The organism is Herbaspirillum sp. DW155 (assembly GCF_037076565.1).
Taxonomy (GTDB): Bacteria; Pseudomonadota; Gammaproteobacteria; order Burkholderiales; family Burkholderiaceae_D; genus Herbaspirillum.
In genome coordinates this window covers 2,985,172-2,999,381 of record NZ_AP029028.1, presented here as the reverse complement: position 1 = coordinate 2,999,381, position 14,210 = coordinate 2,985,172, and the positions used below count along the sequence as shown (strand labels likewise).

The 14,210-nt window shown below is 64.7% G+C and carries 15 protein-coding genes; 6 read left to right on the top strand and 9 right to left on the bottom strand.

The window, feature by feature from the left end:
* Position 1: 1 nt before the first annotated feature.
* Positions 2-1,216, bottom strand: coding sequence for a zinc metallochaperone GTPase ZigA (gene zigA, locus AACH55_RS13725; protein WP_338715105.1), 1,215 nt, complete (start codon positions 1,214-1,216; stop codon positions 2-4).
* A gap of 222 nt (positions 1,217-1,438) precedes the next feature.
* On the opposite strand from zigA, the gene AACH55_RS13720 reads away from it, so the two are divergent.
* Both AACH55_RS13720 and AACH55_RS13715 read left to right on the top strand, forming a co-directional pair.
* Complete coding sequence (locus AACH55_RS13720) at positions 1,439-1,663, top strand: hypothetical protein (RefSeq protein ID WP_034331366.1); 225 nt, start codon at positions 1,439-1,441, stop codon at positions 1,661-1,663.
* Positions 1,664-1,845: 182 nt separating this feature from the next.
* Complete coding sequence (locus AACH55_RS13715) at positions 1,846-3,279, top strand: PepSY-associated TM helix domain-containing protein (protein WP_338715103.1); 1,434 nt, start codon at positions 1,846-1,848, stop codon at positions 3,277-3,279.
* Here AACH55_RS13715 and AACH55_RS13710 read toward each other — a convergent pair.
* The 5 genes from AACH55_RS13710 to AACH55_RS13690 all read right to left on the bottom strand — a co-directional run bounded on the left by AACH55_RS13710 (position 3,261) and on the right by AACH55_RS13690 (position 7,477).
* Positions 3,261-4,091, bottom strand: a complete 831-nt coding sequence (locus tag AACH55_RS13710; RefSeq protein ID WP_338715101.1) for a metallophosphoesterase — start codon at positions 4,089-4,091, stop codon at positions 3,261-3,263. The two genes, AACH55_RS13715 and AACH55_RS13710, sit on opposite strands and share 19 nt — an antisense overlap.
* Positions 4,091-5,116: a diacylglycerol kinase family protein gene (locus AACH55_RS13705; protein ID WP_338715099.1), complete on the bottom strand. Its 1,026-nt coding sequence runs from the start codon at positions 5,114-5,116 to the stop codon at positions 4,091-4,093. Before AACH55_RS13705 ends, AACH55_RS13710 begins: the two co-directional genes overlap by 1 nt.
* A 22-nt stretch (positions 5,117-5,138) precedes the next feature.
* On the bottom strand, positions 5,139-5,909 hold the full coding sequence (locus AACH55_RS13700; RefSeq protein WP_338715098.1) for a phosphatase PAP2 family protein: 771 nt from the start codon (positions 5,907-5,909) through the stop codon (positions 5,139-5,141).
* Between the two features lie 55 nt (positions 5,910-5,964).
* Positions 5,965-6,732, bottom strand: a complete 768-nt coding sequence (fnr, locus tag AACH55_RS13695) for a fumarate/nitrate reduction transcriptional regulator Fnr (protein WP_338715097.1) — start codon at positions 6,730-6,732, stop codon at positions 5,965-5,967.
* A 214-nt stretch (positions 6,733-6,946) separates the two neighbouring features.
* Positions 6,947-7,477 carry an isochorismatase family protein gene (locus AACH55_RS13690; protein ID WP_338715096.1) on the bottom strand — a complete coding sequence of 177 codons (531 nt, stop codon included), beginning with the start codon at positions 7,475-7,477 and terminating at the stop codon, positions 6,947-6,949.
* A gap of 109 nt (positions 7,478-7,586) precedes the next feature.
* Here AACH55_RS13690 and AACH55_RS13685 point away from each other — a divergent pair, with 109 nt between their 5' ends.
* Both AACH55_RS13685 and AACH55_RS13680 read left to right on the top strand, forming a co-directional pair.
* On the top strand, positions 7,587-8,828 hold the full coding sequence (locus AACH55_RS13685) for an MFS transporter (protein ID WP_338715095.1): 1,242 nt from the start codon (positions 7,587-7,589) through the stop codon (positions 8,826-8,828).
* A 30-nt stretch (positions 8,829-8,858) separates the two neighbouring features.
* Complete coding sequence (locus AACH55_RS13680) at positions 8,859-9,854, top strand: GlxA family transcriptional regulator (protein ID WP_338715094.1); 996 nt, start codon at positions 8,859-8,861, stop codon at positions 9,852-9,854.
* Positions 9,855-9,857: 3 nt separating this feature from the next.
* Here the strand turns inward: AACH55_RS13680 and AACH55_RS13675 are convergent, their stop codons facing one another.
* The 3 genes from AACH55_RS13675 to AACH55_RS13665 form a co-directional block, all read right to left on the bottom strand.
* On the bottom strand, positions 9,858-11,165 hold the full coding sequence (locus AACH55_RS13675) for a HipA domain-containing protein (RefSeq protein ID WP_338715093.1): 1,308 nt from the start codon (positions 11,163-11,165) through the stop codon (positions 9,858-9,860).
* The gene (locus AACH55_RS13670) at positions 11,165-11,464 is read right to left on the bottom strand and encodes a helix-turn-helix transcriptional regulator (protein WP_338715092.1); all 300 of its coding nucleotides are present in this window, start codon (positions 11,462-11,464) and stop codon (positions 11,165-11,167) included. The genes AACH55_RS13675 and AACH55_RS13670 overlap by 1 nt, the downstream gene beginning before the upstream one ends.
* 185 nt (positions 11,465-11,649) lie before the next feature.
* Positions 11,650-12,588, bottom strand: a complete 939-nt coding sequence (locus AACH55_RS13665; protein ID WP_338715090.1) for a LysR family transcriptional regulator — start codon at positions 12,586-12,588, stop codon at positions 11,650-11,652.
* A gap of 244 nt (positions 12,589-12,832) precedes the next feature.
* Here AACH55_RS13665 and AACH55_RS13660 point away from each other — a divergent pair, with 244 nt between their 5' ends.
* A complete protein-coding gene (locus AACH55_RS13660) occupies positions 12,833-13,228 on the top strand; it encodes a DoxX family protein (RefSeq protein ID WP_338715089.1) in 396 nt (131 codons plus the stop codon).
* Positions 13,229-13,321: 93 nt separating this feature from the next.
* The gene (locus tag AACH55_RS13655; RefSeq protein ID WP_338715087.1) at positions 13,322-14,182 is read left to right on the top strand and encodes a pirin family protein; all 861 of its coding nucleotides are present in this window, start codon (positions 13,322-13,324) and stop codon (positions 14,180-14,182) included.
* The last annotated feature ends 28 nt before the right edge of the window (positions 14,183-14,210 follow it).

Here is a 14,210-nt window from a genome sequence, read left to right as displayed (position 1 = left end):
ATCACTCCCAGCCGGGGAAGGGATCGGCCATGCGCGCCCAACCCATCGGACCTTGCGCCATCTCGGCATCGCTCAGCAGGCAGGCTTCCAGCCTGGCGGTCAGTGCGGCCTGGTCCATGTCCATGCCGATGAGGACCAGCTCCTGACGCGCGTCACCGACGTTATCGTCCCACTGCTCCAGGATGAAATCGACGGATTCCTGATCCTGCGGCCATTTTTCGCGCGGCACGGCGGCCCACCACTTGCCGGCCAGACCATGACGGCAGACGGCACCGGCTTGCGACCACGAACCGGCGTGTGCCGGCCGCGTGGCCAGCCAGAAGAAGCCCTTGGAGCGCACCACGCCCGGCCATTCGCTGTTGACCAGATCGTGGAAGCGCTGCGGATGCATGGGCCGGCGCGCGCGCCAGGCAAAGCTGGTGATGCCGTATTGCTCGGTCTCCGGTACATGCTCGCCGCGCAGTTCCTGCAGCCAGCCGGGCGCCTGGCTGGCCTGTTCAAAATCGAACAGGCCGGTGTTGAGCACCTGGTCCAGCGCAACCTTGCCGAATTGCGCGGTGACGATGCGTGCACGCGGATTGAGCTTGTGCAGGATGGCGTGCAGGCGCTCCAGGTCGGCTGGCGATACCAGGTCCAGCTTGTTCAACACAATCACGTCGCAGAACTCGATCTGCTCGATCAGCAGGTCGACCACGGTGCGGCTGTCTTCCTCGCCCATGGATTGGCCGCGTTCCTGCAGGCTGTCCTGCGAGCTGTAATCCTTCAGGAAATTAAAGGCATCGACCACCGTGACCATGGTGTCCAGCCGCGCCACATCGGAGAGACTGGCGCCTTCGTCATCGGTGAACGTAAACGTTTCGGCCACCGGCAGCGGCTCCGAGATGCCGGTCGATTCGATCACCAGCTGGTCGAAGCGGCGCTCGCGGGCCAGCTTGCGCACTTCCATGAGCAGGTCTTCGCGCAGGGTGCAGCAGATGCAGCCATTGCTCATTTCCACCAGCTTTTCTTCCGTGCGGGAAAGATCGGCACCGCCATCGCGCACCAGGGCGGCGTCGATGTTGACCTCCGACATGTCGTTGACGATCACCGCCACGCGGCGGCCTTCGCGGTTGTGCAGGATGTGGTTGAGCAGGGTGGTCTTGCCGGCACCGAGGAAGCCGGACAGCACCGTCACGGGGAGCCGGCGGTCGCCGGGCTGGCGTTGTGGGGTGGTCATGGGGAGCGTGAAATGACGGAAATGAGGAGCAGGTAAAAAAGCAATCAGCAGTTTGGTTTAACTGCGTAAATGCAACTGAGTTGCGAATATCTCACAAATGCAACAATGTTGCAAATATCCTGACGCGACGCGGGGCGGCGCGGCGGGGACAGGTCTGCGGCCAGCGGTGGGAAAGGCTGGCTTGTGCTAGCATGTCGCCTCGCAACAAGGAGGTTTCATCACATGTCCCAGATCTTCCCGTACAAGGGAAACGCCGTCATCCCGGAGATCAAGAAGCTCGACAATGGCAAATTCATGGCTTGCTTCGTGATTCACGAAGGCAAGGATGGCAGCGGCAAGCTGCGCTACCAGCGCAAGGCGCCCACCAATGAATTCGATACCGAAGACGAGGCCATCGCCTACATCCTCGATTTTTCGGGCGACTGGATCGACGAAAATCCCATGTGATCCTGCGCGTGCGCCTTCACGCAGGCGCCGCAGGGCACAGGCCAGACGAGCCGCACGGAGGAGTCCTCCGGCGGCTCTTCTTTTTTGGCTGCGACAAATTGCCACATTCGCAGCGCCGGCAGCCCGGCCTACAATCGCGCACCTGTTTCCGATTTGCGCGTCCAGCGCGCCGGCCCGCCGACATGACCACCCAATCCTTCCAGCCCGCAGGCGATGGCGCTGCTACTGCCACTGTTGCCACTGCTGCCAGCCTGCCGTCCCGTCCGGCCGCCTCGGCCTTGCATGCGGTGTTGCTGCGCCTGCATTTCTACATCGGACTGTTCGTCGGTCCCTTCATTCTGGTGGCGGCATTGACCGGCACACTCTACGTGCTCACGCCGCAGATCGAATCGCATCTCTATGCCGCGCAGCTCTACAACCACAGCCAGGGCGAGGCCCGGCCACTGGCCGACCAGGTGGCTGCCGCACAGGCCGTCATCGGACCGCAGGCGCGGTTGTTCGCGGTGCGTCCTGCCAAGGCGCCGGGATGGAATACGCGCGTCATGTTCAGCCAGCCTGGGCTGGGTGATTCGGAGAGCCGCGCCATCTTTGTCGATCCGGTGAGCCTGCACATCAAGGGTGACCTGATCGTTTATGGCACCAGCGGCGTGCTGCCCTTGCGCACCACGCTGGATTACCTGCATCGCAACCTCATGCTGGGCGAACTGGGCCGCAACTACAGCGAGCTGGCCGCTTCCTGGCTGTGGCTGGGCGCGCTGGGCGGTGTGTGGCTGTGGTGGCGCGGCCGCCAGCGGCGCGCTGCCGGCGAGGTGCGCGCACCGCGTCCACTGACCACGCGCCGGCTGCACACCCTGGTGGGCCTGTGGATCGTGCTGGGGCTGGTGTTCTTCTCGGCCACCGGCCTCACCTGGTCACGCTGGGCCGGTGAGCGCGTGAGCCAGATGCGCACGCAACTGGGCTGGATCACGCCATCGGTATCGACCCAGCTGCAGGCCGGCGCACCGGCCATGTCCATGGGCGAACACGCCGATCACATGGGGGCGCACGGCATGTCCATGGCTATGCCTGCGGCCGGCGATCCGGCCCGGTTCGACATGGTGCAGCAGATCGCCCGCACCGGAGGCATCGATGCCGCCGAGATCGAGATTCGTCCGCCGCGCGCGGCCAACCAGGCCTGGGTGGTACGCGAGGTGGACCGCTCCTGGCCGACGCAGGTGGATACGGTGGCCATCGATGCGGATCGCATGATCATCATCAGCCGCGCCGATTTCGCCGACTTTCCATTGATCGCCAAGCTGATCCGCTGGGGCGTGGATGCCCATATGGGCGTGCTGTTCGGGGTGGCCAACCAGATCCTGATGGCGCTCTTCGGATTGGCGCTGACCGGACTGATCGTTTTGGGCTATGTGATGTGGTGGCGGCGCCGTCCCGCTGCAGGCGCCAGCCTGGCACCGCTGATCCAGGCGGTCATGCGGCTGACTCCCGCGCAGCGCATCCCGCTCGTGGTGCTGGCGCTGTTGCTGGGATGGAGCCTGCCCCTGATGGGCGTGAGCCTGTTGCTCTTCTTGCTGGTGGATGTGATCCGTTATGCGCGGCATCAGCGCGCTGCGGCCTGACCGTTCACTTCGAACCACTCACTGCCGCGTTGCACGAAGGTCTGCGAGGCGGCCAGCGCAAAACTGTTCAGTTCGGGCTGCCAGCCCAGCCGATGCACCACGATCTGGTGCGACTCCACCTGCAGCACGTTGAAGGAATTGCTCTCGCCGCGGCCCCGGGTGGAGGTGGCCGTGCCGGCCTGCACCACCAGCGCCGAATAACCGGGAATGTGATAGCGCCCAGCGCTGCTGACGGCTGAACTGGTATGCACGTGACCGGCCAGCAGCACGTCTGCCCCGCATAGCGCGAAGGCGCGCATGGCCGGCACCGCCTGGCCGACCAGGCCGTGGTGTTGCGGTCCCGGCGGCAGGTCGAAGGGATGATGGGTGACGATGATCTTGACCAGGTGATCGCCCGCGCCGTGCAGCTGGCGCCGGGCCAGTTCGATCTGACGGTCGTTGACGCGGCCATCCTTGATGGTCAGCGAACGCGCCGTGTTGATGCCCACTACCGCGATTTCCTCGTCCACGTACAGCGGCTGCAGCTCGGCAGTGATGTGGCGCTTGTACTTGCGCAGCGGCTGCAGCAGGCGCGCGGCCACGTTCAGGAGCGGCACGTCGTGGTTGCCCGGCACGACCAGCTGCGGCTGGGGCAGGGCATCGAGGAACTGCCTGGCCTGCTTGAACTGGCTGCTGCGTGCGCGCTGGGTGAGATCGCCGGAGACCACCACCAGATCGGGCCGCAGTTCATGTACCTGCGCGATCAAGGGTTCGATGATGGCCGGGTCGGTGCGGCCGAAGTGCAGGTCGGAGAGATGGATGAGGGTACGCATCAGTGCCCTCCGCGCAGTTTGTTGAACAGGCCGGATTCGGTCTTGTCGTCGTCTTCGCCGCTGGCCCGCTGCGGCACGATCACCGTCAGCGAGGCCGGACGGATGCGGTACAGCAGGGGTGTGTGCATCAGGTTGACTTCGCCGTCGGTGGCCACACGCATGCGCTTCTTGCGGGTTTCGACGTGGATGTCGGTGGCGGTGAGCTCATCGAAGTCGTGCGCTTCGTGCAGGCGTCCGAACAGCGCATGCAGGGCCAGCCGCAGCAAGCCCCAGCGCCCGGTGCGGTGGCAGACGTAGAGACTGAGCTGGCCTGCGGTGAGGGTGGTGCGCTTGCCGATGTCCAGTCCGCGCATCAGGTACTGGTTGTTGCCGATGAAGACGAAGGGCGTGCGCCGCCAATGTTCCCGGCCATCGATGGACAGCCGCACGTGCAGGAAGGGGTAGCGCCGCAGCGCGCCCATCGCGGCCCAGGTAAAGGCCAGCCATTTTCCGCGGCCCAGGCGGGCCTGCTGCTTCTCGCGCTCGCGCACGATGTCGGGATAGAGGCCGAGGCTGGAATTGTTGATGAAGGGCGCGCCATTGACTTCGCCGCTGTCGACCTTGAGCCGCCGTCCGGTGGCGATGTTGGCGATGGCGTCCTCGAGTGAGAGCGGGATGTTGAGATCCTTGGCGAAATGATTCAGCGTGCCCAGCGGCAACACGCCCAATGCGCTCTGGCAATGCGGATCGGCCAGCAGGGTCGAGGCCACCGCATTGACGCTGCCGTCACCGCCGCCCACGGCCACGACCGGCACCTTCTCGCGCACGGCCTGGCGTGCCTTCTGCAGCATATCTTCGCCGCTGCGGGCCAGATGCACCTGGGCATTCAGGCCGTGGCGGGCGAATTGCGCGGTGATGTGCTGCGCCAGCTTGTCGGCGTGTCCGCCACCGGCGCGGGCGTTGATGACCGCCACCACATCGGCGCGGGGCGTCGGCGCTTTGCCGTGGCTGGCGGGGGATTCCTGGGTATTGGCTTGTTCTGTCATCCGCAGGCGAGGTGAGGTGGTTTCAGAGCCTGTTGGAGCGCGCCCGCGCGTAATAGTGCCGCTGCCAGGTGAATACCACCGTCGTCCATAGTGCGAACCAGGACGTCCCGAGCAGCATGGCGCCCAGCACGTCGCTGAGGAAGTGGGCGCCCAGATAGACCCGGCTGAAAGCGGTGAGCGCCACCAGCAGCAGCGCCGCGCCAATCACGGCCACCCGCACGCCGCGCGCACCGGTGCGCAGCCGCGCACCGATGGCCGCCGTTACACCCGGCTGATTCAGCAGATAGGCCGCCAGCATGGCGTAGAGCAGAGTGGCACCGATGGTATGGCCGCTAGGAAAGCTATAGCTGTGCAGGACCAGGATGGGATCGTCAAAGCTGGGGCGCAGTCGGGCGAAGAGATGCTTGAGGATGAAGTTGCACAGCATACCGCCGGGCAACACCAGCATCAGGTCGGCGACCCAGGCCCAGCGCGCCTTGCGGATCATGTGCCAGAGCAGTGCGGCACCCATCAGCAGTACGCCGACGGTACCGTGCAGATGCGTGTAGCCCAGCACCAGTTCGGTCAAGGGCGAGAAGGCGTGCTGGTTGAACCAGTCCGCCAGCTGCTGGTCCAGGCGGGTCAGCTCGCCCTTGCTGCTGACCTCGTAGGCGATCAGGCCGAACAGCAAGCCGCTGGACAGCACGGCCATGAGGCCGGTCGTGAGCGGCAATCCGAGATGGTGGTCGCGTTCCAGTCTGGCGCGCAGGAAGCCTTGCCAACAAGGCGAGGGAGTGTGGGGTCTGTCGGTCATGCGGGCATTCTAACCTCGGCCACCTGCCTGCCGGCAAGTGGCCTCGGCGCGCGCCTCAGGCGCAGGGATCGTTGCCCAGTGCGATGGCGCGCAGGGCCGGCAGGTCGCACAGCTCGACGTCGCGGTGGTTGACTTCGATCACCCCGGTCTTCTTGAAGTTGGTCAGCAGGCGGCTCACGCTTTCTACCGCCAGGCCGAGGTAGTTGCCGATTTCCTCGCGCGTCATGCGCAACTGAAAACGGGTCGAGGAATAACCCCGGCTGGCGTAGCGCGAGGACAGGTTGAGCATGAAGGCGGCCATCTTCTGCTGGGCGGTCATGCTGCCCAGCGTCAGCATCACGCGTTGCTCGCGCGAAATTTCCAGGCTCATCATGCGGTGGAACTGGCGCAGCAGCGTGGGCATATCGCGGAACAGATCCTCCAGGCGCGCGAAGGGAATCTCGCAGACTTCGCTGTCTTCCAGCGCCACGGCTTCGCACAGGTGGTGGCCCGCACCGATGGCATCCATGCCCAGCAGTTCGCCGGCCATCTGGAAACCGGTGATCTGCTGGCCGCCATTGGTATTGCCCTGGAAGGTCTTGAAATGGCCCAGGCGGATGGCGTAGAGCATGTCGAACTTGTCGTTGAAGCGGTAGAGGCTTTCATCGCGCTTGACCTTGCGGCGGCGGTTGATGACCTGCTCCAGTCGCTGCATGTCGCCCTGATCCAGCCCCATCGGCAAGCATAGCTGATGCATGCTGCAGGCCGAACAACTGGCGCGCAGCGCGTGCAAAGTGAGCGGAGGCGGAGAATGTACGGGCGTGTGAGCGGGTAGGCTGGACATAAGCGTTGGATTTCCTCTGTGTTGTGGCTGCGTCGGCTGGCCAGGGCTTGGCGTGATGATATGTGATGCGCCACATTGTCATGCGGCCGCGCTGCGATTTTTTCGTTACTTTTACCACAGTTTTTAGCTGTGAAACGCATCAGCAGCGCGACGAATCAAAACTTTCATCAGAGCAAGGCCAAGCTTGCTTTTTGGTTACGCTTGCGCAGCCGGGCTATTTCACCAGCTTCAGCACTGCACGGAACTGCGGATGTCCGCTCTCGCGCAGCCACTCATAGGCCACCATTTCCAACGTCACCGGCGTGGCGCCTGCCGCGCGCAAGCGCTCGAAGGCGGCGTCACGATCGAGCGGGCGGCGCGAACCGCAGGCTTCCAGCAGAGGCAGTACACGATAACCCTGTTGCAGCAGGGAAAGCGCCGTCTGCAGCACGCAGATGTGGGCTTCGCAGCCGGCAATGACGATCTGCCGCACGCTCGGCGGGATCATCGCCAGCAAGCCATCTGCACAGGCATCGAAGTGCTGTTTGGACAAGGGTGCATCGCACAGCTGCACGATATCGGGATGATTGTGGCCCAGCTTGTCGGGCATCTGCTCGGTGGCGATGACGGGCAGCTCCAGCAGGCGGGCGATGCGGGCCATGCGCACGATCTGCGCCAGTACTGCCTGGCCCTCATGGATGGCGGGCAAGAGTTTTTCCTGCGGATCGATGACCAGCAGGGCGGATTGATGGGCCTGTATCAGCATGGGGACCTGTTCATGAAGGGCTTGGCAGAAATTGAAGGTCTTGTGTCATTGACGCCAAGCGGGTGGGAATTCGACAATTTTTCCATCATTGACCTTCCGGAGCAAATCCATGCGCCCCTCCTTGTCCTTCCATCGTGATGGCGGTAGCCGCAATGCCGCCATCCTGGCCCTGTGCCAGGGCCTGTTTACCTGCGCCATCTCGATCGACCTGACCTTGACTGCCCTGACCGGCTGGCAACTGGCCCCGGACAAGGCGCTGGCGACCTTGCCGTTTGCCCTGATCACGGTGGCCGGTGCCGTGGTGACATGGTTTGCCGCCTTCCTGATCCAGCGCCTGGGCCGGCGCTGGTCCTTTGTCCTGGGGGCGGCCAGTTGCTGCGTGGGCGGGCTGATCTCGGTGTGGTCGGTCTGGCATGCCCATTTCTGGAGCTTTTGTGTCGGCACCGCGCTGGTAGGGGTGTTCCAGGCCTTTGCCCAGTATTACCGGCTGGCCGCGGCCGACGCGGTGGACGAGCCGGCCAAGAGCCGCGCCATTTCCACCGTCCTCGCCGGGGGTGTCATCGCGGCCCTGGTCGGTCCGGCGCTGGCGGCCTGGAGCAAGGACTGGTTTCCCACGGCGCTGTTTGCGGGGGCCTATCTGGTGGTGGCGGGCATGGGCTTGCTGTCGGTACTGGTGCTGGTCTTGTTCTATCGGGATCAGCGCGAGCCTGCGGCCGCGGCACCGTCCCAGGCCGAGCCCGCACCGGCCCGGCCCTTGACAGTCATTGCGCGTACGCCGGTGTTCATGGCCTCGGTGGCCAACAATGTCGCCGGCTCCATGGTGATGATGTTCATCATGACGGCTGCACCCCTGGCCGCCGTGGCCTGCCATCACGGTATCGACGATGGCGCGGCCATCATCCAGTGGCATCTGGTGGGCATGTATGCGCCTTCGTTCTTTGCCGGGCGCCTGATCCAGCGCATCGGCCTGGGCCCTGTCCTGCTGGCCGGGCTGGGGATGAATCTTGGCTGCGCCCTCATCGCCATGCAATCGACGACCTTGCCCGCCTTCTACGTGGCCTTGCTGCTGCTGGGTGTGGGCTGGAATTTCATGTTCGTCGGCGGCACTACGCTGCTGGCGCAGTCTTACACGCCCGCCGAACGCGCCAAGACCCAAGGCCTGGCCGAGCTGATGCGCTACGCCGCGACCGCCCTGGCCACGCTGGGCGCCGGTCCCTTGCTGGCGCGCTTCGGTTGGGCCACGCTCAATGCAGCCATCCTGCCGGTACTGCTGCTGTCGGCGTTGGTGACGCTGCGCTGGATGTGGGCCCGGCGCGCCGGCCGTACGGCGCTGGCAGCCGGGCTGCGCTAAGATCGGACCATGATTTCAGTGCCGCCCGACATGACTCCCACTCCCTCCCCGCAGGCGCCGCGCAATGTGGTCCTGCTCGCCTATGCCGGCATGAACCTGCTGGACCTGTCCGGACCGCTGCAGGCGCTGGCCACCACCAACCGCCTGCAGGAGCGTGAGGTCTATCGCCTGCACGTGGCGTCTGCGCAGGGCGGGGCGGTGCTCACCAGCGCGGGCTTGCCGGTGTTGACGCAGGCCCTGTCCGAGCTGGAGGCGTTGCTGGCCGCCGATGGCCTGCATACGCTGATCTCGCCCGGTGGCAGCCTGGGCGAGACCTTCTGCATCGATACCGCCCTGGTAGCGTGGATACGCCGGGCCGCACCCCTGGCCCAGCGCGTCTGTTCGGTCTGCACCGGCGCCTTCCACCTGGCTGAGGCCGGGGTGCTGGATGGCTTGCGGGTGACCACGCACTGGGGCTCGGTCGAGCAGTTGCAGCGGCGCTATCCCGCGCTGGAGGTGGATGGCGAGCCGATCTACATCCGCCAGGGGCGGATATGGACCTCGGCCGGTGTCACGGCCGGCATCGATCTGACTCTGGCGCTGGTGGAGCAGGACCTGGGGCACGTGGCTGCCATTGCGACGGCGCGTCAGCTGGTCATGTTCATCAAGCGGCCGGGAGGACAGTCCCAGTTCAGTCATCCGCTGGCCTCGCAGACGGCCGGGGCCGGGCGCTTCGTCGAGTTGCACGCATGGATCGCCGCCAATCTGGGGGCGGACTTGCGGGTGGAGAATCTGGCCCGCCAGGCCAACATGAGTCCGCGCACCTTCGCGCGGCTGTACGTGGCCGAGACCGGCCGTACGCCGGCGCGCACGGTCGAGCTGATGCGGCTGGAAGCAGCGCGGCGTGCGCTGGAAGAGACCCGCTTGCCGCTCAAGCGTATCGCCAGCCAGTCCGGCTATGGGGAGGAACAGAACCTGCGCCGGGTGTTCCTGCGTCAGCTGGGAGTGAGTCCCGGCCAGTACCGCGAGCGTTTCGCAGCGTCCTAATGCCTACTGCACTGCACCCCGCAGGAAGCGCTCCTGGTGGCTGCGCACGCCCTGGCTGATGCGCTCCCAGGTGCGGGCGGGGAAGTCCGCCGGCAATTCGGCTTCGGCCACATCCAGGGCATCGCCTGCACCGTGCACCAGCGCGAGCATGGCCTGCCACACCGGTTCGCCGCCTTGTTGCAGGGCCAGTTGCCGCCAGTGACGCGCTTCGATGGTATGGAAATGCCGATGTGGATTGCGCCCGCGCAGCATCATGGCCGGACCGGCCTGGCGCGCGCGGAACTGATTGGGGCCTTTGCCGAAGTAGGGCCACATCGACAGCACGTCATAGAGCGGCGTCATTTCATAGCGGCCACCCGCATGCAGGTGCAGCGAGAAATTCTTGGCGTGGCCATCGGTGGCGGCCAGCAGGAAGAAGGCCAGTTGCGCCAGCAGGAAGTAGGTCTTGTCGCCCGCCTGGCTGCTGGCATTGAGCAGGCCCAGGCATTGCGCCAGGCCCGGCCCGCCCTGGCTTTCATATTTCAGGGTCGGTGGCAGGCCAAAGGCCTGGCAGAAATCTTCCTGCGGCAGGCGGGCGATCCAGCCGTCTTTCATCCTGATGCGGTCGAAGCGCTCCACCGCCAGCACGGTATGACGCCCGAAATGTTCCACCCGCGCCGGTGCCACCGGCAATCCCATGGCGGCCAGGATGCGCGAGCACAGCCATTCGTTGTAGACCGAATCCCCTGCATCGACCCGCTGCATGACGCCACCGATCAAGCCCAGTGGCAGCTTGATGATGTGGGTGGTCGGGGTGGCACCCAGCGGACGGCACCATTTGCCGCGATACCAGGTCAGTGCAGTCTTTTCCTGCGCACCGGCAATTGAAATGCGCAGCGCATCTTCCTGGGCGCTGGCCGGCGGCGAGGACAAGGGCAGGGCATACAGCAACTGCTCGATGGCCGCCTCATCCAGACGCTCGCAGGCGATGCTGCGCCAGCCTTGCGGCTCCTGATCGGGCGGCAGCAGTTGCAGCGCACCCACGCAGTCGCGGCCGAGCGCCTGCAGCAGGTCGAATACCCCGGTGGAGGGCAGCCGATAGCGCTGGCGCAGCCGTTCGCGGATGTCGGCATTGTCGGGCAGCAGATTGTCGAAGTAATGGCGCACCGTGTCGCCACGCAGCTCGCCCGAAGCCGTCAGCGGCAAGGACAGCGAGAGCGGCCGGAAGTGCGCCGAACGCGCCCACTGCGGCGCATAGCGGAAGCGGTGCATCTGGCGGTCCACGCTCCAGGTGCCGACCAGTTCGCCATTCATCCAGGCATTGAGCTGCATTACCAGGAGCCCTGTTTTCTGGCCGGGATATAGGCGGGCGCACCCGGTTCTGCGGCTGCGTGTGCAGGTTGATCGCTGGTGTGGACGTGCAGTCTCAGGCTCGCGCCCAGGGTGGAAAGCAGCAACATCATCTGCTCCACGCTGACCGCGCCCGGATTGGCCTCGATCTCGGCAATGCGGGCCTGGCTCACGCCGACGCGCTCGCCCAGCTGGGCCTGGGTCATGCGCTGTTGCTTGCGCAGGGCGCGCAGATGCTCACGCAACTGGGTGGAGAGGCTGATGGGAAAGTCGTTGGCCATGAAGGCTCCATCAAGACAAGCAGACAAGGATGCGGCAGAAGCTGGCCGTGATCTACCGTTCGGGGTGGTCGCAGACGTCACGCCGCTCAACGAGCAATATAGGGCAAGAACGATAAAATCACAATATAAGAAAAATCTTGTTTTTTGTATTTATCGCCTTAATCTTATAAGTTGTCATTATCGGCTTAAACTTGTTTTGTGTCTCGTGCGCCGTTCCCTGGCGCCAGCGCCGTCAGCGCTGACAGCGAGTCCAGCCACCACGACAGCGCCGGCCCGGCGGGGTGGTCGGGCTTGTAGACGCACTGGATCGGCAGTTCGGCTCCCTGCGGTGGATGGTGGATGGTACTGATGCTCACCAGTCGTCCGGCATCGAGATCATCCTTGACTACGTGCAATGGCATGTTGCCCCAGCCCATGCCCGCTCGCAGCAGGGCGTGCTTGGTGCCGAGGTCGCTCATGCGCCACGTCAGGCGCGAGTGCACCGAGAAGTCCTGGCGTGCCGTCAGTTCACTGCGGTCGGAAAGCACCAGTTGGGTTTGCTGCTGCAAGAGCTTTTCGGAAATGCGTCCCTTGATCCTGGCCAGGGGATGATCCGGTGCGACCACGGCCACCAGTTGCACGCTGGGTAGCGTAATGCGCAGCAGATTGGGCGGCGTGGTCGGCAGCGTACCCAGGATGCCCAGCATGGAGCGCCCATCGATGACGCGCTCGGCCACCGCGCCCAGGGCTTCCACCTCCAGCCTCACGGTCACCGCCGGGAAGGCCTGACGAAAGCGCTGCAACAGATCCACCAGGCAATCGGTGGGGAAAAATACGTCCACGGCCAGCGACACCTCCAGTTCCTGCCCACGCGCATAGGAATTGGCCCGCACCTGCAGCGAATCGACGTGATCGAGCACCTGCCGCGCATCGGCCAGCAGCGCCACCCCCGGAGCGGTGAGCTGGGGCCGGTAGCCGCTGCGGTCGAACAGCAGCACGCCGAGCTGGTCTTCCAGCGTGGCGATGGCATAGCTGACCGCCGACTGGGCTCGCGACAGCTTGCGGGCGGCGGCCAAAAAACTGCCGCTGTCGGCGACCTGCACGAAGACCCGCAACTGATCCAGCGACAGACGTTCAATGTTCATGCGGCCCTCTATATCCGGTGGAATGACAACTATATCTAAAATTTAGATCATGATTATAAAAAGATGATCAGTTTTTGTGAGGGCTGATTTTGCCTATTCTGTCGTCACTGGCTGCAGCGAATGCATCACCGGGCAGAGCAAGAGGCAAGGAAGGCTTCGCATTGGCGCCAGGCAATACAAGATTGAAGGCAACACGGCATCACAACTCAAACAACGTCGTTCACCCCACATAGAGAGGCTTATCATGATTACCAACTTCACCACTTTCCGTATCGGCCGCGTTCTGCTGGCTTCCCTGTTCGTCATTTCGGGCATCTTCAAGATCGTCGGCTTTGCCGGTACGGTCGGCTACTTCACCAGTCTGGGCCTGCCGGTCCCGACGCTGGCGGTGCTGGTCACCATCCTGGTCGAAGTCGGCGGCGGCCTGCTGCTGATGAGCGGACGCGGCCTGCGGCCGGTGTCGCTGGTGATCGCGCTCTTTACCGTCGGCGCCACCCTGTCGGCACACCAGTTCTGGACCCTGGAAGGGGCTGCCGCCCAGGGCCAGCTCATCCACTTCCTCAAGAACGTGGCCCTGATTGGCGCACTGCTGCTGGTGTCCTCCATCGATCCGCAAGCCCAGCCGGAAGAACGCCGCTGATCCGGGCGCAAGCGCAAGTTCGCGCTACCGTCCGTGCGCATTGAATGACCGGCCCGCACCTGCGAAGTGCGGGCCTTTCCAAGGAGAAAGAACATGAGCACCCCCTATACCCGTCAGATCGAACGCCTGGTCAATGGCATCCCCACCCAGGATGGGGCCGGCGTGAGCCTCACCCGCGTCTTGACCCACGACCTGCAACGCCGCCTGGACCCGTTCCTGATGCTGGACGCCTTCCACTCCGATGAGCCCAGCGATTACCTGGCCGGCTTCCCCGACCATCCGCATCGCGGCTTTGAAACCGTTACCTACATGCTGGCCGGCCGCATGCGCCACCGCGACAACGCCGGTAACGAAGGCTTGCTGGAGCCGGGCGGCATGCAGTGGATGACGGCCGGCCGTGGCCTGGTGCATTCGGAGTTGCCCGAACAGGAAAATGGGCTCATGAGCGGTTTCCAGCTGTGGGTGAACCTCGCGGGCAAGGACAAGATGACCGATCCCGGCTACCAGGACATCCCCTCGGCCGGCATTCCCGAAACCGAACCGCAGCCGGGTGTGAAGGTGCGCGTGCTGGCAGGCAGCGCCTTTGGCGTGGACGGCGCGATCCGCCGGGAAACCACCGAGCCGCTGTACCTGGATGTGAAGCTGGAAGCCGGCGTCACGCTGGAGCTGCCGGTTCCGGCCACGCACAATGCCTTTCTCTACATCTATGAAGGCAAGCTGGCCGTGGGCGCGCAAGCCAGCGAGACCCGCACCGCCGACGCCGGTCGTATGGCCGTGCTGTCCAACGTGCCCGGTGCTGCTGGTGTGATGGTGCGCGCCGAGCAGGCCAGCCGCTTCCTGCTGATCGCCGGCAAGCCCTTGAATGAGCCGATCGCGCAGTGGGGCCCGTTCGTGATGAATACCCGCGAACAGGTGGAAGCGGCCATCGACGATTTCCGCGCCGGCCGCTTCTGAAGCATCCCTGAGCCATCCTTCCATCCGA

Bases quoted from the DNA above. Each gene is read 5' to 3' on its own strand.
- fnr (WP_338715097.1), bottom strand. From the start codon at position 6,732: ATGTCCAGCCTACCCGCTCACACGCCCGTACATTCTCCGCCTCCGCTC.
- AACH55_RS13655 (WP_338715087.1), top strand. From the start codon at position 13,322: ATGAGCACCCCCTATACCCGTCAGATCGAACGCCTGGTCAATGGCATC.
- AACH55_RS13670 (WP_338715092.1), bottom strand. From the start codon at position 11,464: ATGGCCAACGACTTTCCCATCAGCCTCTCCACCCAGTTGCGTGAGCAT.
- AACH55_RS13700 (WP_338715098.1), bottom strand. From the start codon at position 5,909: ATGACCGACAGACCCCACACTCCCTCGCCTTGTTGGCAAGGCTTCCTG.
- AACH55_RS13710 (WP_338715101.1), bottom strand. From the start codon at position 4,091: ATGCGTACCCTCATCCATCTCTCCGACCTGCACTTCGGCCGCACCGAC.
- AACH55_RS13715 (WP_338715103.1), top strand. From the start codon at position 1,846: ATGACCACCCAATCCTTCCAGCCCGCAGGCGATGGCGCTGCTACTGCC.
- AACH55_RS13680 (WP_338715094.1), top strand. From the start codon at position 8,859: ATGACTCCCACTCCCTCCCCGCAGGCGCCGCGCAATGTGGTCCTGCTC.
- AACH55_RS13675 (WP_338715093.1), bottom strand. From the start codon at position 11,165: ATGCAGCTCAATGCCTGGATGAATGGCGAACTGGTCGGCACCTGGAGC.
- zigA (WP_338715105.1), bottom strand. From the start codon at position 1,216: ATGACCACCCCACAACGCCAGCCCGGCGACCGCCGGCTCCCCGTGACG.
- AACH55_RS13705 (WP_338715099.1), bottom strand. From the start codon at position 5,116: ATGACAGAACAAGCCAATACCCAGGAATCCCCCGCCAGCCACGGCAAA.
- AACH55_RS13685 (WP_338715095.1), top strand. From the start codon at position 7,587: ATGCGCCCCTCCTTGTCCTTCCATCGTGATGGCGGTAGCCGCAATGCC.
- AACH55_RS13690 (WP_338715096.1), bottom strand. From the start codon at position 7,477: ATGCTGATACAGGCCCATCAATCCGCCCTGCTGGTCATCGATCCGCAG.
- AACH55_RS13660 (WP_338715089.1), top strand. From the start codon at position 12,833: ATGATTACCAACTTCACCACTTTCCGTATCGGCCGCGTTCTGCTGGCT.
- AACH55_RS13665 (WP_338715090.1), bottom strand. From the start codon at position 12,588: ATGAACATTGAACGTCTGTCGCTGGATCAGTTGCGGGTCTTCGTGCAG.
- AACH55_RS13720 (WP_034331366.1), top strand. From the start codon at position 1,439: ATGTCCCAGATCTTCCCGTACAAGGGAAACGCCGTCATCCCGGAGATC.